Here is a 23572-nt window from a genome sequence, read left to right as displayed (position 1 = left end):
AACATTTAAATAGAGAGTCTTTCGGTGGTCTTGCAGGGTTTATAACACGCACATAACACTCAAAAGATGAACTCGATCCTCACCTTCCATTGCCGTCATTATAGCAATTTTTTTTAGGATTTACATTAATTTACTAAAAAAAACGAAAATATTTTTATTTGGGTGTGTAAATAAGGGTAGAGAGTTAAAAAATAAGCCCCTCAAAAGAGAGACTTAGTATTCGTCGAAATTTGCACCTGCTTCAAGCATAGCGTACATACCTTCACGTACCTCATTCGCAAGCTCAAGCATCTCTTTGGGAAGAGTTTGACCACCATTGATCATGAGTTCCAGGCCCATTGTATAGAGATAGATATCGCCATTTAGCTCTTCTACAATTCCAATACGGCATGGCATAAAACCAATAAAATAAGGAGAGAAAGAGAGGAATCTGTCTGCAATGGCTGGAGAACAGTATGAACGGATATGGGTTAATATTCCACCATTTCTAAAGAGTTTTCCCTCTCTTGGCATGGTTTTGCTGTCAACCATTGCGAGTCCATGTTCTGAAGCAACTTCATCCATTACCTCAATTGCACTTTTAAATGCTTCAGCCTTACTCATTCCTTTGGGAATTCTCATTTTCACACGTTTAACCATTCCCTTGGCAGGGTCACCAGTACTGAGGACTATATCGAACATCTTCATATACTCAGGCAGTGCTTGAGGGTCGAGTTTCATAACCTGTTCAATGCGTGTACCAAGATCAAACTTTACAAAAGCAAAAGCAAATCCGAAGACAATAATCGCACCAACTACTGTTAAAAATTTTTTGAATAATTCCACCATTTTAAGCTCCTTTGAATGTAGTCTATTTAGTCATAGAGTAGTGGGATTATATCTACCTTAATTTAAATAAAAGATAAAGATATTATATTTTTTTAATAAATTCTATTAAAAAACAGTGAAAGGGCTGATAGATATAGCTTATACCTTATCAAGAGAAACTATCCATGCTTGCACATCTGCATCGCTTGCCATACGCCAGTCAGTGCGTGGACTTAGAGAGACTGTTCCTACTTTAGGTCCATCGGGCATACAGCTTCGCTTGAACTGTTGTGAAAAGAAGCGTTCCAAGAAGGTTTTAAGCCATTTTATAATGGTCTCTTTACTGTATGTCCCATCAAATGCGAGGGTGGCTAGATAGCATATTTTTTGTGGTGTGGCACCATATTTAATAAAGTGATACAAAAAGAAGTCATGTAGCTCATATGGTCCTACAATCTCTTCAGTTTCTTGTGCAATCTTATTGTCTCTGTGTGGCAGAAGCTCTGGACTGATGGGAGTATTGAGAATATCATCTATAATGGGAGCTATTGCGTTATTTTTTTTGTAATATTTAATAATATATTTAATAAGTGTCTTGGGAATACCACTGTTGAGTCCATACATGCTTATATGATCACCATTATAGGTACTCCATCCCAAAGCAATTTCACTAAGATCTCCTGTACCAACAACCAGCCCACTCTCTTTGTTTGCCATATTCATAAGAATAGAGGTGCGCACACGTGCCTGAACATTCTCATAGGTAGTGGTGTGTTCACTGGGGTCGTGCTCTATGGCTTCAAACTCTTTTAAAGAGAGATTATTGATATCTATCTCTTTGAGTGTAACCTTTAACGCCTTGCAGAGCTTTGAGGCATTAGATTTGGTACGGCTGGTCGTACCAAATCCGGGCATGGTTACGGCAATGATATCACTGCTTTTCCAACCCATCAATTGAAATGCATAATGTGTTGAGAGCAGGGCAAGGGTAGAATCTAGACCACCACTGATACCAATAACTGCTTTGTGTATATGGGTATGTTGCATACGCTTGATGAGTCCATGTGCTTGAATATGGATAATCTCTTCGCACCGCATCTCTGTGTCTGCAAAAGTAGGAGGAACAAATGGGTGAGGGTCGATATTGCGTTGCAAAGTATCTATTGGAGGCAGTGTACCCAACTTAATGGTTCTGGCTTTTTTGCACTCCTCATCACTGTAGCTGCTCTCATTTAGCCGTAGCCAGCGTAATTTTTCCAAATCAACATCAGATGAAATGAGATGGCTTTTTAGGCTAAAGCGCTTGTTTTGTGACAGGGTAGTGCCATATTCGGCAATGATTGCATGGCCACTGTAGATAGTATCTGTTGTGCTCTCTCCAACCCCTGAAGAACTATAGACATAAGCTGCCATACAGCGTGCACTTTGGGTTCGCACCAACTCTTCACGGTATGCATGCTTACCAATAATCTCATTGCTTGCTGAGAGGTTGAAGAGTAGATTTGCACCACTGCTTGCCATACGGTTACTTGGTGGAGTAATGGTCCAAAGGTCTTCACATATCTCTACACCAAAGGTCATATTGATACCATCACCAAAGAGTAAGTCTACCCCAAAAGGTACTTCGTCTCCAAATAGCTCCGTTGTTGTACAGACAATATTGCGACCACTGACAAACTGCCGTTTTTCATAGAACTCTTTTTTGTTTGGTAAGTAGGATTTAGGCACAAGACCGAGTATTTTGCCATTTTGTATGATTGCTGCACAGTTGTAGAGTCTGTCTGCCTTCATGATCGCAATACCAACAATGGCTACCGTATCAATGAAGCGTGTCTTTTTAAGAAGTTTTTTAAATGAATTGTTTTGAGCAACAAGAAGTGTTTGGTTAAGAAAAAGATCGCTAGCAGTGTATCCTGTAAGTGTTAACTCCGGAAATACAACAACACCAATCTTTTGATCGTGTGCCTCTTTCATGAGCACAAACACCTCTTTGGCATTTTGCTTCGGGTTGGCAACGATGGTTTTATTGACAGCAGCAGCAACACGGTAATATCCATACATCTTCTCTATTCCTTTATAGTATAAGGTCTTTATATACCCCTTAATATCGAATAATACTATTTAGTATAAAATAAGTAATCCCTGACACTATCTACTATTAATATTTTTTAATTTTATTCTTTATTTGTACAAATCTCAATTGTTTCAATAATATCATTTTGTTCAATATTGTCAAGTACCATAAAGCTTTGTGTGTCATCTTTTTCTATGGCACCAAATACTGTATGTACACCATCAAGATGTGGACAAGATGCAAAACAGATAAAGAACTGACTGCCACCAGTATTGGGTCCCGCATGTGCCATAGAGAGGCTTCCGCGTCCATGTTTGTGTTGGCTCGTATCAGTCTCGCAGTCAATTTGCCAGTCTGGACCACCTGTTCCTGCCAAGGCAGGGTTACCTGTAGGTCCTGAGTGTGGGCATCCCCCTTGTGCCATGAAGCCAGGAATAACCCTGTGGAACTTAAGGGTATTGTAAAAACCTTCATTGGCAAGATGTGCAAAATTTGCTACAGTATTGGGTGCATCATCTGGGTGAAGTTTGATCCAGATATCACCTTTATTGGTTTGTATTTTTGCGTACTGATAGGTATTCATTGTATCTTGTGAGATATCGTATCTTTTAGATTGTTTTCCAAGCATATCGGTTTAGTCCTTTGGTAGTTAATTTAGGTTATGATTATACCAACTATTATATTAGGGGTTGTCTATGGAGCTATGTGTTGCACTTGACCTGCCTTCTGCAGAAGAAAATTTAGCACTTGCCAAACTGCTAAAACACTATCATATTTGGATCAAAGTAGGTTTTCGCACCTATATTCGTGACGGGAAATTATTGATTGAGGCACTTAAAGAGATCAACCCTCATTTTCGTATCTTCCTTGATCTTAAACTTTATGACATTCCCAATACCATGGCAGATGCCGCTGAAGAGATTGCCAAGTTGGGAGTTGATATGTTCAATATCCATGCTTCGGCAGGTTCTGTGGCAATGCAAGCAGTTATGAAGCGCCTTGAGACCTATAAGAATCCCCCCATCGTATTGGCAGTGACAGCACTCACCTCTTTTGATGAAGATACCTTTGGGTCTATTTATGAAAAGAGCATTAACGAAAAGGCAAAGCAATTTGCAAAAATGAGTTATGAGAGTGGATTAGATGGGGTGGTTTGTTCGACGTTTGAGAGCAGGGCAATCAAACAGGCTACATCGGAGACATTTTTAACACTCTGTCCTGGTATTAGGCCTTTTGGTGAAGATGCGGGTGATCAACAACGTGTGGCAACACTACAGGCTGCAGCACAAGAGGGAGTGGATTTCCCGGTAGTGGGCAGACCAGTCTACAAAGCAGATGACCCAAAACACAAAGTTGAAGAGATATACTAATCTCTATATGCAGTCATCAAAAAAACAGTAAATTCTCTTTGAGGTTTACTGATTGTTGATGCTGTCTCAAACTGTATCTCTCTAAAGCCGGCTTCTTTTGCAATGGTACGAAGTACTTTTCGGTCAAATCCATGATGAAAAACACCTCTGTTGTCAGAATGAAAGCTACCATCTTCAATATCCAAATCAGCAATGGCAATAAAACCACCTTTCTTAAGCATCTGATAAAATTTTCTAAAGAGTTGATATGTATCCTCTAGATGATGAATAGTCATAGAAGAGATAATCCCATCAAATACTCTCTCGAGTACCTCTTCGGAGAGGTCTTTTTTTATTATTTCTGTTTCACAGGCAAACTCACTACATTTATTTTTAAACTCTCTTAACATAGAAGGGGAGTTATCTACTGCTGTAATTTTTTTGACAAACGGTGCAATAAGAAAGCTCAATAGTCCTGTACCAGCACCAAAGTCCATCAATTCCATATTGTGATTAAGTTTTATATTCTTTACTATTAGTTCAGTAATATTGCGTGTATTCCTAACACGTTTTGAATTCATATCCCAGTTTTTTGATTTATTGGCAAACATATCCTCTTTCATTTAATATTCCTTAATATTTATTTACATATTATTTAATATATTTCTTAGTTGGTTAATAATATTAAAGAATATACACTTATATATTCTTTAATATATCCACATTTCTTAGTATTATCGTTAGAAAAGTGAGTCTGTTGGCTCATGTTTTATATTTTCCCAGAAATAATCAACATGTTTTTCAAACATTGAGATCACAGAAGAGGTCGATTTTTTATCTAGAAATACTAATCTCTATATGCAGTCATCAAAAAAACAGTAAATTCTCTTTGAGGTTTACTGATTGTTGATGCTGTCTCAAACTGTATCTCTCTAAAGCCGGCTTCTTTTGCAATGGTACGAAGTACTTTTCGGTCAAATCCATGATGAAAAACACCTCTGTTGTCAGAATGAAAGCTACCATCTTCAATATCCAAATCAGCAATGGCAATAAAACCACCTTTCTTAAGCATCTGATAAAATTTTCTAAAGAGTTGATATGTATCCTCTAGATGATGAATAGTCATAGAAGAGATAATCCCATCAAATACTCTCTCGAGTACCTCTTCGGAGAGGTCTTTTTTTATTATTTCTGTTTCACAGGCAAACTCACTACATTTATTTTTAAACTCTCTTAACATAGAAGGGGAGTTATCTACTGCTGTAATTTTTTTGACAAACGGTGCAATAAGAAAGCTCAATAGTCCTGTACCAGCACCAAAGTCCATCAATTCCATATTGTGATTAAGTTTTATATTCTTTACTATTAGTTCAGTAATATTGCGTGTATTCCTAACACGTTTTGAATTCATATCCCAGTTTTTTGATTTATTGGCAAACATATCCTCTTTCATTTAATATTCCTTAATATTTATTTACATATTATTTAATATATTTCTTAGTTGGTTAATAATATTAAAGAATATACACTTATATATTCTTTAATATATCCACATTTCTTAGTATTATCGTTAGAAAAGTGAGTCTGTTGGCTCATGTTTTATATTTTCCCAGAAATAATCAACATGTTTTTCAAACATTGAGATCACAGAAGAGGTCGATTTTTTATCTAGAAATACTAATCTCTATATGCAGTCATCAAAAAAACAGTAAATTCTCTTTGAGGTTTACTGATTGTTGATGCTGTCTCAAACTGTATCTCTCTAAAGCCGGCTTCTTTTGCAATGGTACGAAGTACTTTTCGGTCAAATCCATGATGAAAAACACCTCTGTTGTCAGAATGAAAGCTACCATCTTCAATATCCAAATCAGCAATGGCAATAAAACCACCTTTCTTAAGCATCTGATAAAATTTTCTAAAGAGTTGATATGTATCCTCTAGATGATGAATAGTCATAGAAGAGATAATCCCATCAAATACTCTCTCGAGTACCTCTTCGGAGAGGTCTTTTTTTATTATTTCTGTTTCACAGGCAAACTCACTACATTTATTTTTAAACTCTCTTAACATAGAAGGGGAGTTATCTACTGCTGTAATTTTTTTGACAAACGGTGCAATAAGAAAGCTCAATAGTCCTGTACCAGCACCAAAGTCCATCAATTCCATATTGTGATTAAGTTTTATATTCTTTACTATTAGTTCAGTAATATTGCGTGTATTCCTAACACGTTTTGAATTCATATCCCAGTTTTTTGATTTATTGGCAAACATATCCTCTTTCATTTAATATTCCTTAATATTTATTTACATATTATTTAATATATTTCTTAGTTGGTTAATAATATTAAAGAATATACACTTATATATTCTTTAATATATCCACATTTCTTAGTATTATCGTTAGAAAAGTGAGTCTGTTGGCTCATGTTTTATATTTTCCCAGAAATAATCAACATGTTTTTCAAACATTGAGATCACAGAAGAGGTCGATTTTTTATCTAGTTTAAGCAAAGAGATCTGCATCTGGTAAAAAAAGAGTGGTGAAAAAAACTCATTGGCTAGCAATAGGGGGTCTGATGAGCATATTATCTCATCTTGCATCATCGAAAAGAAGATACCAGAGAGTTTTTTGACGTTCTCTTGGTAAAAATATTCATTATATATCTCTCTAATACGGTCGTTTTTAAATATCTCCTGCATTAGTAACTTAAAAAGTGCCTCATTTTGGCTATCAAAGCTTAAAAGCTTAAAGGTCGTGGCAATACTCATCAAAAGAGCTTTTCCTTGCTTATGGAGCACTTGACCCTCTTTGTTGCTAAATAACGTCACTATTGCCGAGGAGGTGAGGTCACTGATAAGTGTTGCAAGTATCTCATCTTTATTTTGAAAATGGTTATAGAGGGCACTCTGCTTAATGCCATTTGATGGATTATCTCTTCTATGACTCATTCATCATCTAGAGGATACATATCAACTCTTTGTGAAAATTTTATCAGATGCTTAAGAAATGTGGTTTTATTGCCATTGCTGATTTGGATATTGAAGATGGTAGCTTTCATTCTGACAACAGAGGTTTTTCATCATGGATTTGACTGAAAGTAATGTACTACTGCAAAAGAAGCCGGCTTTAGAGAGATATTAGGCTTGAGACAGCATCAACAATCAGTAAAACCTCAAAGAGAATTTACTGTTTTGGATGACCGTATATAGAGATTAGTATTTTTAACTTCACAAACACCCCTTGGATCACCTCTCTTTAGTCCATCCAGGTCTCAATGTTTGAAAAACATGTTGATTATTTCTGGGAAAATATAAAATATGAGCCAACAGACCACTCTTTCTAACGATAATACTAAGAAATATGGATATTGAAGAATACGTAAGTCTATATTAGATGACATTAGTAGTCATACTAAGAAATACATAAATATATTAGCCAATATGTAAATAAATATTAAGGAATATTAATCAATGTTTGAAAAACATGTTGATTATTTCTGGGAAAATATAAAACATGAGCCAACAGACTCACTTTTCTAACGATAATACTAAGAAATATGGATATATTGAAGAATACGTAAGTCTATATTAGATGATATTAGTAGCCATACTAAGAAATATATAAATATATTAAATAATATGTAAATAAATATTAAGGAATATTAAACTTAATTACAATATGGAATTGATGGACTTTGATGCTAGTATAGGTCTATCGTGCTTTTTTATTGCATTGTTTTGAAACAGTATCAGCAATTAGTAAACCTCAAAGAGAATTTACTGTTTTTTGATGATCGTATATAGAGATTAGTGTTTTTTGATTTCTGCTACAATCACTCCTCTTAAATCACCCTCTTTAAAACCTATTGCATTATCGTCTGGATAGGCACCTTTAAGTACCTTTGTAATCTTGGGTGAGAGATTTGTACCATGGCACTTGAGACAGACCTTTTTGATTGTAAGTGGTTTGTAAACACGTGTTGTATCCCCTACTTTAATGACTTTAATGTCTTTGGAGGTAAATGTTTTAGCTGCTATGGATTTTTTGTAAGCTTCCATGACCTCTTTATCAACTTTGTCAGGAGTATTGGTTTTGTTGTTTCTAACTCTTAGTGCTGTTCTTCTGACCTTTGCATATGCGGGGAGTTTTGCATTGACATCATTAGTGATCTTCTTGGCACTTCCAGTACAAAATGTTAATGCCTTCAATCCGCTTGGGTCCTTTTTTATGTGTGCCTTGAGTTCATTTTTAAGTGCGCCACCAAGCATTTTTATATAGTTGATACCTTCTGATTTGATATTATCTTGAGCAAAGAGGTTGCTCCCAAAGATTAAAGTTGCACCTAAAAGTAATTGTATTCTTTTCATAATTATTCTCCTAATGATCATTTGTGTAATTATAAAGGAATTTCTTTAATATAGACGCAGTTCAAGCAATAGGTTTCTCTTTCTTGTTTGAAAAAAGGTTATAAAACTCTATTTGATCTCAATACGAACAGCGGATAGAAAGAGATATTGCTTTCCAGTGATCATGACACGATATTTTTTTTGTTGAAGATAGCGTTTTGCAAAGAGAATATCTTCAAGAACTACCCCCATTTCATTAAAGTTGTAGTGAGTTGCTTTTGCACCATAGACCATCTCTCCATCTCTCCATCTAGAATTTGGAAAACCAAGAATAAGTGCAGCATTATCTTTGTTGAGACAATGCTGCACCAGATACATGAGTAGTGGCTTAAAACGAATACCTGAACTCTGAAGTGTCCCAATGGAGATCAGTAGATCAAAGTGCTCAAGTTGATACTCATTAAGTCTATCTATGTCACAAAGATGAAAGGAAACATTCTTTTCAGGAAAAGAGATGCGTGCCTCTTGGAGTGCACTTTTGGAGTGATCAATGCCAAGAAATTCCATGGATTGATACTGCTCTGGTGTTACCATGTCCCTAATGACACTAAACTCATCTCCTCTGTTGATGCCAAGATCAAGGATGCGTGTACGTTCGGCTATCTTGATATGCTTTAGTGCCTCGACATAATAGTAGTAAAAAGTGGGCTCTTCCATTTTGTGTATGGAAGAGAACAAGGAGTTGCTTCCATACTTCTCCTCTTGATCTTCTTCTACTACATGAAAGGAATCTTCTTTAAGCCGTTCAAATGTTATCTGAAGATGAGATACATCAACCCTCTGTGGTACAAGCATGCGACACTCTAGTAGTTCTGCAAGCTCAAACCATGCACGCAAACTACGGTAGAGATAGTCTTTGCTTCCTATTTTTACGATAGTGCCAGCATAGCTTCCCAACATAAGGTCTGGATGAAGTACAAGGAAGCTAACTTTTTTCTGCCCTTTAAGTACTTCTCTTAGTTTGGAAAGTATTTCAGAAATAGGTTCTTTTGTGAATATCATGGTTACTATTATAACAGAGAAAACCATACGGCATAGTGGCAATACTCTTTATACGCTTATGAAAACTAAAGTTAAACTGTTCTTTGGTGTATATCTTGTTCATGCAGTATGACAACTTCATACTCCAAATAATGAAGAGGGTACTCTCTCATCAGTTTTTTCATTTCCTTGTAGCATAGGGTATTTCTACTGGCACCCACCCCACTACGTTTCATGTAACGGAACATCTCACGCACCGATGTGAACTCAAGTGTGTAGTGTAAAATTTCTATTTTACCGCTAAAATATTTTTGCAATAAAGAGATAACCTCATCTTTGCTTCGAAGGATGGGCGAGAGTCCTGCAGTTTCATGAAGTGTTTTAAAAGTATTTGACGTAAAGATAGAGAATGAGACAGGCACATTGAGTTTGGCTATCTGTGCCAGTGTTTTGTTAAGGTTGGTTGCCCACTGAAGTGCGGAAGATGAAACAATACGGTCAAAATGGTAACTTTCCAATCCTTTGAATGTATTTGGCATATTAAAATCTCGCCTCAAGAGGTTCACTGATGTAGGTTGAGGATGCAACGAGAGCATACCTTCAGCAAAGTCTATCCCAACAAAAATTTCTATTGGCCAGCAAACTGCATTGTAAAAAGTACCATTCCCACAACCAATATCAAGCAGTCTCATTGGAGACTCTTCTATTTTAGAAATAAGTTTTTGTATAACCTTTTTTTGAATAATATTGACCTGATCATAAGCTTTTGCATTTTGTGAGAACGCTCGTTGAATTTTCATGACAAATCATGCCTCGGGTTTATTTTGGTGTATTATACGATTGTTTTTGTTAGAAGTATTGAATAATCCCTTTTCTGCATACAAACGATTAAACTAAAGTGTATTATAATCTATTAAAAAGTAGATTTCGATGATACAACACCGATATTTTTTATTACTCTTCATATTACTTCTCCCATCGCTCTATGCAGATTATATTCTAAAGCCAAGCAAACGTAAAACCAGTGCAATAGACCATATGCCAAAAGGTACTGTAGCAGATATGCGGAAGATTCCACAAGATCCTGCTTACTACGCAAGACAGATTACACCATGGTCAAAAGCAAAACAGCAATATGCAGATAAGAAGTTTAATAAAAAATATTTTAAGCCTTGGTCCCTGAAGAGACTTGATATTCCTTTGAGAGATTTTGGTTGGGAGATACATTTTGTTACGAACAATAAACTCTATACAGTAAATCGAAAAATGATTCCAAGTTCTCTCTATAAACGTTGGATTAAAAATGCCAATTACAAGATCAAAGACTCTAAACGTCTCTATGCCGTCACGACTAAGCGTACAAATATACATGCCTTGCCTACTTTACAGTCTTTCTACCTTGATCCCAAAAAAACCGGAGAAGGATTCCCTTTTAATTACAATCAAAACTCTGCACTTCATATGAATGTCCCACTTTATGTTTCCCATTTCTCTAAGGATAAAAAATGGGCATTTGTGCGTGCTTCTTATGCATTTGGATGGGTTAGGGTACGAGATATTGCATTTGTTAGTAAAAATTTTATACAAAAGTTTAAGAATGGAAACTATGCCATAACCATTAAAGATAATCTACGACTTTACAATGAAAAAGGCAAAGAGATTAGTTTTGTTAAATTGGGCACCCTTTTTCCTATTGCTAAAGATAACAAGCACTATCTTGCGGCAGCACGTAGTGTGGCAGGAAAAGCAATTTTTAAAAAGGTACAAGTAAAAGTATCGAACCTTATTGCCAAAAAGCCACTACCTTTTACTGCACCAAATGTTGCAAGGGTTGCCAAAGAGTTTTACGGTGAGCCCTATGGCTGGGGAGGTGGATATGACTGCCGTGACTGTTCAGCAACTACACGGGATTTTATGGGTGTATTTGGTATTTTCTTACGACGCAATTCTAGCAAACAAGCACGAGACGGGAAGCCTATTTTTATTGGAGGGCTTTCAGTAAATGAAAAAAAGCAACAAATTATTCATAAAGCAAAGCCTTTTCGTTCCCTATTGTATCTCCCTGGTCATATTACACTCTATTTGGGTCAATACAAAGGTGAGCCCGTTATTATGCATAGCTACTGGGGTGTCCGAAAGAAAGATGGCAGTAAGCTGATTATGGGTCGTACGGTTATTACGACCACAGAACCAGGTAAGGAGAAAAACGATACCAACCCAAATAGTCGATTGATCAATACAATTCAAAGAATTGTGAAGTTTTAGTAGATAAACCCTTCCTATGGAGAAGTTTGCTAAAATACAGCCCATGAGAAAAACCAATATTCTAAAAGATAGAGAGAAAGTTAAGCTCTTTACTACTACCATTATTGCTGGAGTATTTAAGGGCAAACGTATTGAGATACCAGATATCTCTACGACACGCAGTTCTAAATCAATTTTACGTGAGTCTTTCTTTAATATTATTCAATTTGAAATTATTGATCGAAACTTTATTGAAGTTTTTGCTGGCAGTGGTTCGGTTGGGATTGAGGCTCTCAGTCGTGGTGCATCTCAGTGCTACTTTATGGAGTACAATAGGATTGCCTTTCGTTCACTAGAAAATAATATAGGTCAGACCGATCCATCTCGTTGTCATACTTTCTATGGCGATAGTTTTGAAAACTTCAAAATGGTTTATGAGCTTGCTAAACGACAAGGCAATAAGAGCTATTTTTACTTTGATCCCCCCTTTTCTACTCGTGATGGTATGGACAATGTCTACAATAAGACTATTACACTTATTGAGCAGATAGAGCCCGAAGTATGTGAAATGGTTGCTGTTGAGCATATGACTAGTCTGACTATGCCTGAAACAATTGGTGTTTTAACAAAAATAAAAAAGAAAAAATTTGGTCGATCAACACTTACGTGCTATCGACCAATCAAATAGGTCACTATATTATACTTTAAACAAGAAAAGAAGATACATGACTAAAAAAGAAGATCACATTGCTCTTTTTATTGACTGCGATAACATTTCATATCGTTCGATTGAGGGTATTATTAATGAGTTGAGTAAATATGGTGTGGTGAATATTCGTCAGGCCTATGGAAACTGGACAAAGGGAAACCTTAAAAATTGGGAAGATAAGTTGTTAGAGTTTGCTATTAAGCCTATTCAGCAGTTTGACTACTCTAAAAATAAGAATGCTACAGATATTCTTATGACCATTGATGCTATCGATTTGTTGCACACCAAAAATATAGATGCTTTTGCCTTCGCTACTAGTGACAGTGACTTTACACCGGTAGTAATGCGTGTACAAGCTGAGGGTATCAAGGTCTTTGGTTTTGGAGAAAAAAAGACACCCAAGCCTTTTATGGTTGCCTGCTCTCAGTTTATTTTTACAGAAAATCTTGTTGGCAGTAGTGATGATGTAGATATTTCAGAGACTCCAGTACAAAAAGAAAAACGTAAAAAAAGTGGGAAAGTACTCAGGCAGGATAGTTGGTTGGTGAATTTGCTACGTACAGCAGTGGAGCAGACTGCCGATGATTATGGCTGGGCAAACCTTGCTTCTGTCGGACAATATATCAATAATAAATCTTCCTTTTCCCCACTTAACTATGGCTATAAGAAATTTAGCTCTCTCATTAAGGAGATTGACCTCTTTGATATTGCCCATGATGAAATTAGTAAACAGATGAGTATACGGGATAAGCGGTGGGAGAGTAGTTAGACTGACATTCATTTTTTATTTTTTGAGAAGTTTTTATCCTCTTTCTATAAACGCTTCCTTAATTAATCCTGCCTCATGCAAGAATTGCGATGGTCTGTACTCTAATTTTTTGATCTTATCGTACTTTGCCAGTGAGAGATACAGTCTATCTTTGGCACGGGTGACTGCTACATAAAAAAGCCTTCTCTCTTCCTCTATAGAGCTCATCATCTTTCGATTAGGAAAACGACCATCTACGAGGTCGACTACATATACTTCTGAAAACTCAAGTCCTTTAGAGGCATGTACGGTTAGTAGGTTGACTCCCTCTCCTTCACTTAACTCCCCACCACCAAGTATCATGGCATTAACGAAACGACGAAGCTCTTTGTATTGCATTGAAAGGTCAAGCAGAAGACGTACTTTTCTGACAATACGTTCTCTTGCTATTTTATATTTTTCTTCGTCTATCTCCCCATTTTTTAATCGTCCACGTTGTTTAGAAAGTATTCCTATAATATCTTCGTATAGCCTAGATGAGATAATTTTCTTTAGTACAGATGAAGGGTATTGCTCCATTTTAATTGTTTGTATAAGTTGGTAGAAGTTTGTAAAAAATTTTACTCCCTCTTGTGTTAGCTTGGGATGTTTGAGTAGTGGGTGGCTATAGACCTCAGATGGTAAATTCAGCTCTTTGAAGCGTGCGGCAGAGCCTACTTCAAGGTCATCATCAAAGAGTCCAAGTTGCATATTTTTTTTGGGAGTAAGTTTGGGAAGATCCTTTTCGATGGGGTGCAGTACTCCATCCATAAAATTGCCACGCCCAAAGTAGTTAAAACATTGAAACATCTCCTTAGAGAGAGCTGACCCTATGCCACCTCCATATTCAAAAATATGAATAAACGCCATCATATCTTTAGGGTTAATAAGCAGTGAAAGTACATCAAGTAGAAACTTAATCTCTTTAGCATCAAAGAAGCTGGTGCCTCCTTTGCGCTTACAACTTATCTTTAGTTCTCTTAAATTTGCCTCAATACCATCTGCCGAGGAGTTATTTCGAAAAATGACAGCAATATCACTGTTGGGTATATGGGTATGCTTGATGGAGTGTGCAATTGCTTGATACTGCTCGAAGAGATCATTATAAATGAGTAGTTTAGGTGGATATGATTTGTCTTTTCGTCCCACTTCCAGTTTTTTGGGGTAGATTCGCTTATTGCGCTCAATGACTCGGTTAGCAAGTGAAAGAATAGGAGAGGTAGATCGGTAGTTTGTTTTAAGGGTGAAAATCTGTGCATTAGGATAACGTTTAGAGAATGTGGCAATATTTTCAATATTTGCACCATTGAATGCATAGATACTTTGGTCATAGTCTCCCACACAGAAGAGTGACTTTGGCTTGAGGGAATCTATAAGCGCACCCTGAAGAGTGTTTGTGTCCTGATATTCGTCTACCAATACTTCATCAAACAGAATACTATTTGTCTCTAAATGTGCTTTAATGCGCAACAATAAGTCATTAAAGGAAGCAAAACCATAGACTATTTTCTCTTCTTCAAACTCATCAACAATATGCATATAGACATCCATAATATTTTCATGATCAGGATACTTCTTTAAAAACCATATATCAAAATCATCCAGTGAAGCATTTTGATAAAGTGAATACATCTCATACAGATAGGTAGCCGAAAAAGGAGCTATAGAGAGGTTCATTCGTTCAAAATTACGTTTTTCATAGATACTACGAAAAAGTGTTTTTAATTCACTAGGTTGCTTAAGTGTGAGATTGGGATGTATCTGTTTAAGCCAGCGATAGCTGATAGCATGAAAGGTGCCTGATTCTATTTTGGAAACCACATTCTTGGAAAAAAAATGTTCCAAGCGAGTAAGCATCTCTCCAGCAGCCTTATTGGTAAAAGTTAGTAGTAAGATACTAGAGGGATCTACCCCACTTTGGATTAGGTAAGCGATACGTCCAACAATCGTTGAAGTTTTTCCTGTACCAGCAGAAGCAATAATAAGATTGTGTCCAAGGGGAGCAGTGGCAGCACTCAGCTGTTCATCATTGAGAGCCGAGAGTGGCACTTAATTGTGACCGACGATATAGTAGGTATTTTTATTATCTACTTTTTTGAGTATAAGTTTATATTTTTCTGCCCAGTGGTTGACCAACTCAGTAAAAGCAGTTAAGTTGTCTGCTGAAGTATCTTCATTGCATTTAATTTTAAGATAATCTTCAGAGTTTGACATGGCAATATAGCCTTTTTCTACAACCAATGCATCAAGGAAAGAAGGGATATGTGGAAGGAACTTGTCTAAGCCTTGTGTATTTTTCAAAATACGGTTAATTTGCTCAAGGGTCTGTTTTGTAGCAGGGTAACCAAGTTGTTTAAGAAGTGCTTCAGGTATCAGTTTTAACTGCATATGTCTAATCCTAAGGTTTTTTGTATTAATAAATAGAAGTTGATTGTAGCAAAATTTAAATTAGTGAAGCGTTAGAAAATTCTAAAAAAGTGTGTCTGAAGGTGTATCAATTTTTGCAATAAGATCCTTATAGTGTTCTGCATTTTGGAAAACCTTTTCATAGCGCCAACGTAGTACAAACTCAATAATCTCATTTTTCAGCCTAAATTCCAATGTCTCCGCTTTTCCAAAATAGCCTAAAGAGATATTTTTTGCCCTTTTTTTGCCATTCTTGTCTGGCTCATAGGTGATGGCAATCACCTGAATATATTTTCCTTCCCTTGCCTCTCCAAAGTCCTCCTCCTTAAGCCCTATTCCTGAAAGATTCATTGCTTTGTAGAGAAAAATATTATTAAAATCAGGAGATTTTTCATAAATTTTTAATTTTTCATAAAGTACCCTAACCCTCTCTTTATTATTGTGTCTTATGTCGTTTGAGAAAGCTTTTTCAGTCTTCTTTTTTCTAGATTTATTCACAGGAGCAACCATGGAAACTACAGTAGTTTCTTCTCTCTTTTCATGAACGACATGAGGCATGATTGTTTGACTTTTTTTCTGCCCAATCTCCTCTTCTAACTTGTTTGTGAGAGCCTTAAGCTTATCTAGACTGCTTGACATAATCCCCCTTTATTATAGTAAATCTCTGACCAGTAGCAATAAAATATTAGAAAATATAGTACAGAAAATTTTATAATAGTTTCTTTAAATTATAGTGAATAATATCAATTTTTCTATTTTTTAATGTAAAAAGAGTAACACTTTTAATATTTTCAAATATTTATTTCTATCATCCTCCTCTTAACCAATCTTAGGATAGAATCCATTTGAGTATTACATAGAGGAGCGTAACCATGGACTATTTGCAAATTAGAGGAGGTAAAAAACTCAGTAGTATGGTTACCATCAGTGGAGCCAAAAATGCTGCCTTGCCAGTTATTGCCGCAACAATACTTAGCGATAAGCCAGTTATGCTTACGAATTTGCCAAATGTAGTAGATATTCATACACTTCTTAAGCTTTTAGACATGCTTGGAGGAAAAGTCAAGCATGAAGAGACAGTTGCTTGTGTTGATAATAGCACTATCAATTCCCATAAGGCTGTTTATGAGATTGTCGCACAGATGCGTGCTTCCATTTTAGTGCTTGGACCCTTACTTGCACGTTTTGGTGAGTGTGAAGTCTCCCTACCAGGGGGGTGTGCCATTGGGCAAAGACCAATAGATTTACATCTTAAGGCACTTGAAGCAATGGGTGCAATCATTGAAATAAAAGGTGGATACGTCCATGCCGTAGCACCAAAGGGTGGACTAAGTGGCACAAAGATTATTTTTGATACTATTACTGTAGGTGGCACAGAGAATACGCTTATGGCGGCAGCCCTTGCTAGCGGAACTACCACTATTATTAATGCTGCCAAAGAGCCTGAGATAGTACAATTGTGTAAAATGCTTACCTCCGCAGGGGTAAAAGTGGATGGCATAGGCACAAATGAATTGATTATTGAAGGTACCAACGGTATACCATTGACCTTTCCTGAAATAGAGATTATTCCAGATCGTATTGAAGCAGGAACATATCTTTGTGCTGGCGCTATCACCAATTCTGAAATTACTCTTGAAGCAGTAAACCCTGAACATATGCGTGCGACTATCGATAAGCTTGAATCGATGGGATTTGGTTTTACCATAAAGGAGAATACAATTACCATTCATCCTGCCAAGAAGATATGTCCGGTGAATATTGTCACAGTAGAGTATCCTGGTTTTCCCACAGATATGCAGGCACAACTGATGGCAGTTGCAGTTGTAGCCAAAGGAGAAAGCCTCATCGAGGAGCGTCTTTTTGAAAACCGTTTTATGCATGTAAGCGAACTTAACCGTTTGGGTGCTGATATTTGGCTTAAAGGTAACACAGCAGCCATTAAAGGGGTTGAAAAACTTCATGGTGCTGATGTAATGGCAACTGATTTAAGGGCCTCTTCCGCTCTTGTTCTTGCAGGACTAGTGGCAGAAGGTACGACTAATATTAGGCGTATCTACCATCTTGATAGGGGCTATGATAACCTTGAGGGAAAACTGGTTGCTCTTGGTGCAGATATTGTGCGTAAAAAAGCGTAGAAGTTATTTTAATACTCTGGTATAGTTTTTTTAATCTAGGTAAACATTATTAATATTTATTACTATTATCTACTACAAGAGATCTCCCCTCAAAATATCTAGTACATTTGTTGCATATGAGCCCTTAGGCAGCGTAAAGGAAAGTTCATAGTGTGCTCGCTCTTCAATATAATGTTTTTTAATGTTGTTTACTTGTACCCATGCATATCGTCTGGTACCAAAAAGCTTCATCTCTTCATCAAATATGCGCTCAAAGTATCCTGCTAGTCCTGTAGAGCGTTTTGTCTTGTTTCCAGCAATGAGTCCTGTAGGGGCAATATCTTTAACAACAAAGCGTTGAGCTTCTGTTTCAAGCTCTTCTGCCTCAAAGAGCCTACCGTAGGGATAGTGCATCATTAGGTCACCTTCGATGAGCTTGTAGAAATGAGGCTGCTTCTTGATTCCATTGAGTGATCCTTTGGGTAGTTTCATAATCTGTTCTACCTCTACTTCGCTAAATTTTTCAAGTAGGAGATTAAGCTCCATACGCTTGGTAAGCCACTTATTGAAGAGATAGCTTTGATAGGATCCCATGAGGAATTCAGATGTTTTTTTATCACGCATTTTGAGTGTGCCTTCAAGTAGCTTTTTACCCTCTTCCCAATTATTGCCATTGACACCAAAACGCTGGTTACCAAAGTAATTGGGTACACCATTGGCTTTGATCCATTTAAGTACGGAGTTAAGTTTGTCTTTTTGTACCCCAAGTACTTTTTTAAGGCGTATTTCAAAATAGTTTCCTTTGAGGTGTCCAATACGTATTTTATTATGATGACAAAAGGTATCAAGTATCTTAATCTTTTCGTGAGTAAAGGTTGTCATTTTTGTTTCAAACTTTATTGGTAGTGAAATGTACTGTATAGTCATAGCATGCTTGTCTTTAAGTCCCGCATATCCAATATCACGCCGTCTGATACCAAGATGGGTTGAGATGGCATCGAGCATTTCCCATGTGGTCATCTCTTTTTTTCGTATTTTTAATACCAGGTGTTCCCCTTCTCCGCTAAATTCATATAGCGGTATCTCCTCAACAGTAAAGTCTCGTGATGAAGCATTAAAGAGGAATTCATTTTTAATATTGAGTGGATAGATGAGTTTCATGGGTAACCTTTTAGAGGATGGCATTTTAGTGGTATTTTAGCGGAAAGGGGTTTACTTTGTATTTAACAGATATTTTTGGCTTATGCCCCTGTTTTTGTTGTGAGATTAATATTACTTTTACTAAAGTAGAAATTAAGTAAAATAGTTAATTAAGCATTATAATATATAAGTGGGAGCAGAAAATATTAGAAAGTAATCTACAGTCCCTCATTTCTACACCATACTGGCTACTTGATGAGAAGAAACTTATTGATAATCTTAAGATAATTCAGTATATCAAAGAACAAAGTGGTGCCAAGGTTCTTCTTGCATTGAAAGGGTATGCTCTATGGAAAAGTTTCAACAGTATTCGCCCCTATCTCGATGGTTGCTGTGCTAGTGGACTACATGAAGCACAATTAGCAGCAGAAGAGTTTCAAAAAGAGGTACATACATATTCTCCTGCGTTTAAAAAGGAGGAGATTGAAAAAATAGCTATTATCTCCCATCATTTGGTTTTTAACTCCTTAACACAATTTAAATCTTTTGCTCAAATAGCAAAAGAGGTAAACCCTCTTCTCTCCTTGGGCTTGAGAGTTAATCCGGAATATTCAGCCTCCCCTAAAGAGATATACAACCCCTGTGCCCCCTATTCAAGACTTGGAGTGACTATAGAGAGTTTTGATATTACACTGCTCTCCCTACTTGACGGACTACACTTTCATGCTCTCTGTGAACAAGACAGTAATGCTCTTGAAGCAGTTCTTGTAAATTTTGAGGAAAAATTTGGACACTATATCTCGCAAATGAAATGGATTAACTTTGGTGGTGGCCATCATATTACCCGTAAAGGCTATGATGTAGAGAAACTTATCTATCTGATTAAAAAATTTAAGAAAAAATATCATGTTGAAATCTATCTTGAACCAGGAGAAGCTATAGGTTGGGGGACTGGTTTACTTGTTGCTACTGTACTTGATGTTGTCCGCAATGGTATTGATATTGCTATTCTTGATATTTCAGCAGAGGCACATATGCCAGATACTATCATTATGCCTTACCGCGCGGAGGTGTATGGTGCAGCAGATACAGGAGAGAAACCCTATACCTACCGCTTAGCAGGCAATACTTGTTTAGCAGGAGATATCATGGGTGATTACAGCTTCGATGAGCCACTCAGGATTGGAGACAGGATTATTTTTGAAGATCAAATGCACTATACCATGGTTAAGGCAACCACTTTTAATGGTATCAAATTACCAAGTATTGCCATAAAAAGAGTAGATGGAAGTATTGAGGTTGTAAAAGAGTTTGGATATAAAGATTTTAAAAATAGACTTTCATAGAGAATGGTACTGCTCTATATGCCTTGTTGTTACTTTTCAGCGAAGTAGTTCTTGAACACTCTCATGGGGACTTTTCTCATTCTTGACCATCATATAGGTTTGTGTAGCAATAGGAAGATAGAGCCCTTTGGCTTCAGCAATTTTATGGAGTGCTTGTACAGTACCAACTCCTTCAGCAACCTCTCCAAGTTCTTGAAGTATCTGCTTCATACTTTTGCCTTTGGCAAGCCCTAAACCTACCCGATAGTTTCGTGAAAGTGTAGAACTAGCAGTCAAGAAGAGATCGCCCGCACCACCAAGTGAAAGAAATGTCTCCGTCTTGGCACCAAATGCCTCTCCAAAACGGGTCATCTCTACAAGACCACGTGATATGAGCGCCGCTCGTGCATTGTTTCCTAGCCCTAGCCCATCACACACACCACCAGCAATCGCAATAACATTTTTGTAGGCACCAGAGACTTCTGCGCCAATAACATCGTCACTTACGTACCCCTTAATATAATTAGGTAGAGCATCTGAAAAAACATGTGCCAACTCAAGATTATGGGAACTAATCATTAATGCAGTGGGTAATGATTTTACCACTTCTGCAGCAAAAGAGGGACCTGAAATATATGCTAGACGTTCTTTAGAAACAAATGTTTCATATATTTCATTAAGAAATGCTCCTGTAGAAACCTCTATACCTTTTGCTGCCACAAGGATCTTCTGGTCTTTGTCAATAAAATTCTCCTCCATCCACTGCCGTATATATTGTGCTGGGATTGCCATAATCAAATATTCTTGTTCTAGCGTCTCATCAAGCCGAACAAAGTTCTCTATCTCTCTTTCTGTACGAGAATGAATTACTACATTATTCTTCTGTGAGTAGGCATGATACAGTGCTTGTCCCCACTTTCCAGCACCTATAACTGCAATTTTCATACTTTAGACTCCTTTATTTTGTGACACTGATTGATATCTTTTCGTGCAATAATCTTCTTGAATGTATGTAATTTTGTTACCTCTCCCATACACACAATAATATCTCCTGTATCTAGCCAGTGCTCTTGACCAGCAGTCACAAATTCAAACCCTCTCCCTCTTTCCATGTCAACCATACCAACAAGTAGCACATTATAGCAAGAGAAGTCCACCTCTTCTATTTTTTTTCCATGCAAAAAAGACCCTTCGGGTATCTCCATCTCCATAAAGCTTATACCTGTTTTGCTCATGACAAAATCTTTGAGTAGTTCAGTTGCAATTGGACGATTGAGTATATTTAAAATACGGTTGGCACTTACCTCATAAAGATCTATTACTTTTTGTGCTCCTGCCATCTTAAGCTTGCTTGTTGTATGAATAGAATCGGAGATTGCAACAATATTGAGGTCTTTAAAAAGTGAGGTTAATGAGAGGGTAATAAAAACATTTAAATGCTCATCATTCATTACACAGACAATCTTATCGAAGCTTTGAGGATTTAATGCCTCAAGTGCTTCATCACTACTGATGTCTATAAGGACACTTTCGGAAAAACCGTCATTGAGTGCTATTTTATGGTGTTTTTCATCTGCCTCTACAATTTGAAGTGCATAACCATCTTCAAGTAGTCCTTTGGCAATAAATCGTCCATGACTTCCATACCCAAATATTAGTATCCTTTTAGCTGCCATCAACGTGTCCTTTTATAACTCTTTTCAAAGTACTCTAGGCTAATCTCGCGCCCTATTACCAGTAGTACATCATGCAACTCAAGCAGTATCTCTTTTTTAGGATTAAAAAGAAACTCTTTATTTTTGTGTACCCCAAGAAAGAGCAGTTTGTAGTCAGCAAAACTGAGTGATTCAATACTTCTTCCCACAAGTGAAGGGTAATGCTTGATGTGTATCTCATAAATCTGTGCTGCATCTTTTCCTGTCAAAACCGCATGTAGTGCCTTATACATTGTTGGTTGCGTGATGGCAATGTGGATCATATTATTGGCTACTTCATTAGGGAGAACCACATGATCAGCACCAGCATGTTCAAATTTCTTGACCATTTGGTGATTACTTGCACGTGCAATTACCTGTATTTTACGTGAAATTGATTTTGCTGTGAGGGTAATATAAATATTCTCCACATCACTTGCTGTAAGGGTCAGCACTGTAATTTTTGCATGAGAAACATTGAATCGTTCTAGTACTTTAGTGTGGCTGGCATCCTCTTGAATAACACTATACCCCTCTTTGCGTGCCGCCTCTACTCTTTCTGGATTTTTCTCTAGAATAATATAATCATTGACAGAAAGCCCACTTTTACGTAAAAACATTTTAGCCATCTGCCCATATCCACAGATGACCACAAAAGAACTACTCTTGTTGATTCGATCAATTGCCCTACTCTCTTTTACCTCGTTTAGCTTTTCTGAAAATGCGGAAACAATGACTGAAGTAGCAAAAGAGATCATTGCAATACCACTGATGATAATAAACATTGAGATGGCACGCCCTTCAGTGGTTACAGGAGAAATATCACCAAAACCAACTGTAGAGATAGTCACCAATGCCCAATAAAGTGCATCAAAAAGTGATTTGATATTAGGATTGAGTTTTTCTTCGAGCACATAAATGGCAATACCAGCAGTTATGACAATAAAAGCGAGTAAAAAAAGTAGTGTATAGAGTTCAAAACGCTTATTTTCGAGAACTTCAACAAACTGTTTCATACTTTTAGCATAGCGCAACAATTTTAGTACCCTAAAAAGAATAAAAATACGTAGTACACGAATAGGGCGATATGCAGGAAAAATTGCTAGTAAATCAATAATAGCCCAAGGGGTAATCATATACCGAAGCTTCTCACTAAGTGCTTGCCTTAGTGGCAAAAAAGCATTGAAAGGTTTGTCGAGAAAAATAGCATCTTTATGGCTTTTGAGTACTTCTTCGGAAATATTATTTTGTATCCAAAGACGAAGCAGGTATTCAATAGCAAAAATAAATGAAACAAAATAGATATCATAAAGATCAATCCAAGGAGGAACGGGGTGTTTTACCTCATACACGAGAATTGCAACAGAGGTAATAATTAAAAAGATAATTGTGATATCAAGGTACCGCTTGTAGGGACTGTTTTGGTTTGTTAGTAGGTCTTTGACGGCTACCTTGGCATGGCGGTATCGTTTAGAGTTGTATAAAAAATGGGCAAAGGAGAGGACGAGATTATTCATATATTGTCATCCTCT

23 protein-coding genes are annotated in these 23572 nt (G+C 36.8%); 6 read left to right on the top strand and 17 right to left on the bottom strand.

Features of this window, described 5'->3' with window-relative positions; genetic code table 11:
* Window positions 1-213: 213 nt before the first annotated feature.
* The 3 genes from LGB01_05845 to LGB01_05835 all read right to left on the bottom strand — a co-directional run bounded on the left by LGB01_05845 (window position 214) and on the right by LGB01_05835 (window position 3509).
* Window positions 214-828: a DUF302 domain-containing protein gene (locus tag LGB01_05845; protein ID MCB4753722.1), complete on the bottom strand. Its 615-nt coding sequence runs from the start codon at window positions 826-828 to the stop codon at window positions 214-216.
* A 138-nt stretch (window positions 829-966) separates the two neighbouring features.
* The gene (locus LGB01_05840) at window positions 967-2868 is read right to left on the bottom strand and encodes an NAD(+) synthase (GenBank protein MCB4753721.1); all 1902 of its coding nucleotides are present in this window, start codon (window positions 2866-2868) and stop codon (window positions 967-969) included.
* 113 nt (window positions 2869-2981) lie between these two features.
* Window positions 2982-3509: a peptidylprolyl isomerase gene (locus LGB01_05835; GenBank protein ID MCB4753720.1), complete on the bottom strand. Its 528-nt coding sequence runs from the start codon at window positions 3507-3509 to the stop codon at window positions 2982-2984.
* Window positions 3510-3576: 67 nt separating this feature from the next.
* On the opposite strand from LGB01_05835, the gene pyrF reads away from it, so the two are divergent.
* Window positions 3577-4251, top strand: a complete 675-nt coding sequence (pyrF, locus tag LGB01_05830) for an orotidine-5'-phosphate decarboxylase (protein ID MCB4753719.1) — start codon at window positions 3577-3579, stop codon at window positions 4249-4251.
* On the opposite strand, the gene LGB01_05825 is transcribed toward pyrF, so the two are convergent.
* From LGB01_05825 to LGB01_05795, 7 genes are all read right to left on the bottom strand, one after another.
* The gene (locus LGB01_05825; GenBank protein ID MCB4753718.1) at window positions 4248-4853 is read right to left on the bottom strand and encodes a class I SAM-dependent methyltransferase; all 606 of its coding nucleotides are present in this window, start codon (window positions 4851-4853) and stop codon (window positions 4248-4250) included. The two genes, pyrF and LGB01_05825, sit on opposite strands and share 4 nt — an antisense overlap.
* Before the next feature lie 224 nt (window positions 4854-5077).
* A complete protein-coding gene (locus tag LGB01_05820) occupies window positions 5078-5683 on the bottom strand; it encodes a class I SAM-dependent methyltransferase (GenBank protein MCB4753717.1) in 606 nt (201 codons plus the stop codon).
* Between the two features lie 224 nt (window positions 5684-5907).
* Window positions 5908-6513, bottom strand: coding sequence for a class I SAM-dependent methyltransferase (locus LGB01_05815; GenBank protein ID MCB4753716.1), 606 nt, complete (start codon window positions 6511-6513; stop codon window positions 5908-5910).
* A gap of 117 nt (window positions 6514-6630) precedes the next feature.
* Window positions 6631-7179: a TetR/AcrR family transcriptional regulator gene (locus LGB01_05810; GenBank protein ID MCB4753715.1), complete on the bottom strand. Its 549-nt coding sequence runs from the start codon at window positions 7177-7179 to the stop codon at window positions 6631-6633.
* Between the two features lie 858 nt (window positions 7180-8037).
* Complete coding sequence (locus LGB01_05805) at window positions 8038-8598, bottom strand: DUF3365 domain-containing protein (protein MCB4753714.1); 561 nt, start codon at window positions 8596-8598, stop codon at window positions 8038-8040.
* A 108-nt stretch (window positions 8599-8706) separates the two neighbouring features.
* Complete coding sequence (locus LGB01_05800) at window positions 8707-9639, bottom strand: class I SAM-dependent methyltransferase (protein ID MCB4753713.1); 933 nt, start codon at window positions 9637-9639, stop codon at window positions 8707-8709.
* A 71-nt stretch (window positions 9640-9710) separates the two neighbouring features.
* Window positions 9711-10418 (bottom strand): methyltransferase domain-containing protein, encoded by a 708-nt coding sequence (locus LGB01_05795; protein MCB4753712.1) that lies wholly within the window; start codon window positions 10416-10418, stop codon window positions 9711-9713.
* 130 nt (window positions 10419-10548) lie between these two features.
* Between LGB01_05795 and LGB01_05790 the strand changes: the two genes are divergently transcribed.
* The 3 genes from LGB01_05790 to LGB01_05780 are packed head-to-tail and all read left to right on the top strand — an operon-like array spanning window position 10549 to window position 13340.
* Entirely contained in the window at window positions 10549-11883 is a 1335-nt protein-coding gene (locus LGB01_05790) for an SH3 domain-containing protein (GenBank protein MCB4753711.1), read from the top strand.
* 43 nt (window positions 11884-11926) lie between these two features.
* Entirely contained in the window at window positions 11927-12550 is a 624-nt protein-coding gene (rsmD, locus tag LGB01_05785; protein ID MCB4753710.1) for a 16S rRNA (guanine(966)-N(2))-methyltransferase RsmD, read from the top strand.
* Between the two features lie 37 nt (window positions 12551-12587).
* Window positions 12588-13340: an NYN domain-containing protein gene (locus LGB01_05780; GenBank protein ID MCB4753709.1), complete on the top strand. Its 753-nt coding sequence runs from the start codon at window positions 12588-12590 to the stop codon at window positions 13338-13340.
* Between the two features lie 33 nt (window positions 13341-13373).
* Here the strand turns inward: LGB01_05780 and LGB01_05775 are convergent, their stop codons facing one another.
* From LGB01_05775 to LGB01_05765, 3 genes are all read right to left on the bottom strand, one after another.
* On the bottom strand, window positions 13374-15407 hold the full coding sequence (locus tag LGB01_05775) for an ATP-dependent helicase (GenBank protein ID MCB4753708.1): 2034 nt from the start codon (window positions 15405-15407) through the stop codon (window positions 13374-13376).
* Window positions 15408-15746, bottom strand: coding sequence for a hypothetical protein (locus LGB01_05770; GenBank protein ID MCB4753707.1), 339 nt, complete (start codon window positions 15744-15746; stop codon window positions 15408-15410).
* Between the two features lie 81 nt (window positions 15747-15827).
* On the bottom strand, window positions 15828-16403 hold the full coding sequence (locus LGB01_05765; GenBank protein ID MCB4753706.1) for a hypothetical protein: 576 nt from the start codon (window positions 16401-16403) through the stop codon (window positions 15828-15830).
* A gap of 233 nt (window positions 16404-16636) precedes the next feature.
* Between LGB01_05765 and murA the strand changes: the two genes are divergently transcribed.
* Window positions 16637-17902 carry a UDP-N-acetylglucosamine 1-carboxyvinyltransferase gene (gene murA / locus LGB01_05760; GenBank protein MCB4753705.1) on the top strand — a complete coding sequence of 422 codons (1266 nt, stop codon included), beginning with the start codon at window positions 16637-16639 and terminating at the stop codon, window positions 17900-17902.
* A 72-nt stretch (window positions 17903-17974) separates the two neighbouring features.
* Here murA and truD read toward each other — a convergent pair whose 3' ends face one another.
* Window positions 17975-19042 carry a tRNA pseudouridine(13) synthase TruD gene (gene truD, locus LGB01_05755; protein ID MCB4753704.1) on the bottom strand — a complete coding sequence of 356 codons (1068 nt, stop codon included), beginning with the start codon at window positions 19040-19042 and terminating at the stop codon, window positions 17975-17977.
* A 182-nt stretch (window positions 19043-19224) separates the two neighbouring features.
* Here truD and nspC point away from each other — a divergent pair, with 182 nt between their 5' ends.
* On the top strand, window positions 19225-20367 hold the full coding sequence (nspC, locus tag LGB01_05750) for a carboxynorspermidine decarboxylase (GenBank protein MCB4753703.1): 1143 nt from the start codon (window positions 19225-19227) through the stop codon (window positions 20365-20367).
* A gap of 36 nt (window positions 20368-20403) precedes the next feature.
* Here the strand turns inward: nspC and LGB01_05745 are convergent, their stop codons facing one another.
* The 3 genes from LGB01_05745 to LGB01_05735 are packed head-to-tail and all read right to left on the bottom strand — an operon-like array spanning window position 20404 to window position 23557.
* A complete protein-coding gene (locus tag LGB01_05745; protein ID MCB4753702.1) occupies window positions 20404-21291 on the bottom strand; it encodes an NAD(P)H-dependent glycerol-3-phosphate dehydrogenase in 888 nt (295 codons plus the stop codon).
* Window positions 21288-22022: an NAD-binding protein gene (locus LGB01_05740; GenBank protein MCB4753701.1), complete on the bottom strand. Its 735-nt coding sequence runs from the start codon at window positions 22020-22022 to the stop codon at window positions 21288-21290. The genes LGB01_05745 and LGB01_05740 overlap by 4 nt, the downstream gene beginning before the upstream one ends.
* Entirely contained in the window at window positions 22022-23557 is a 1536-nt protein-coding gene (locus LGB01_05735; protein MCB4753700.1) for an NAD-binding protein, read from the bottom strand. The genes LGB01_05740 and LGB01_05735 overlap by 1 nt, the downstream gene beginning before the upstream one ends.
* Window positions 23558-23572: the final 15 nt, after the last annotated feature.

This window comes from Sulfurovum sp., assembly GCA_020525365.1.
In the GTDB taxonomy this organism is placed as follows: domain Bacteria; phylum Campylobacterota; class Campylobacteria; order Campylobacterales; family Sulfurovaceae; genus Sulfurovum.
Note: the sequence above shows the minus strand (reverse complement) of the source record. Positions and strands in the feature narration are given on the sequence as shown.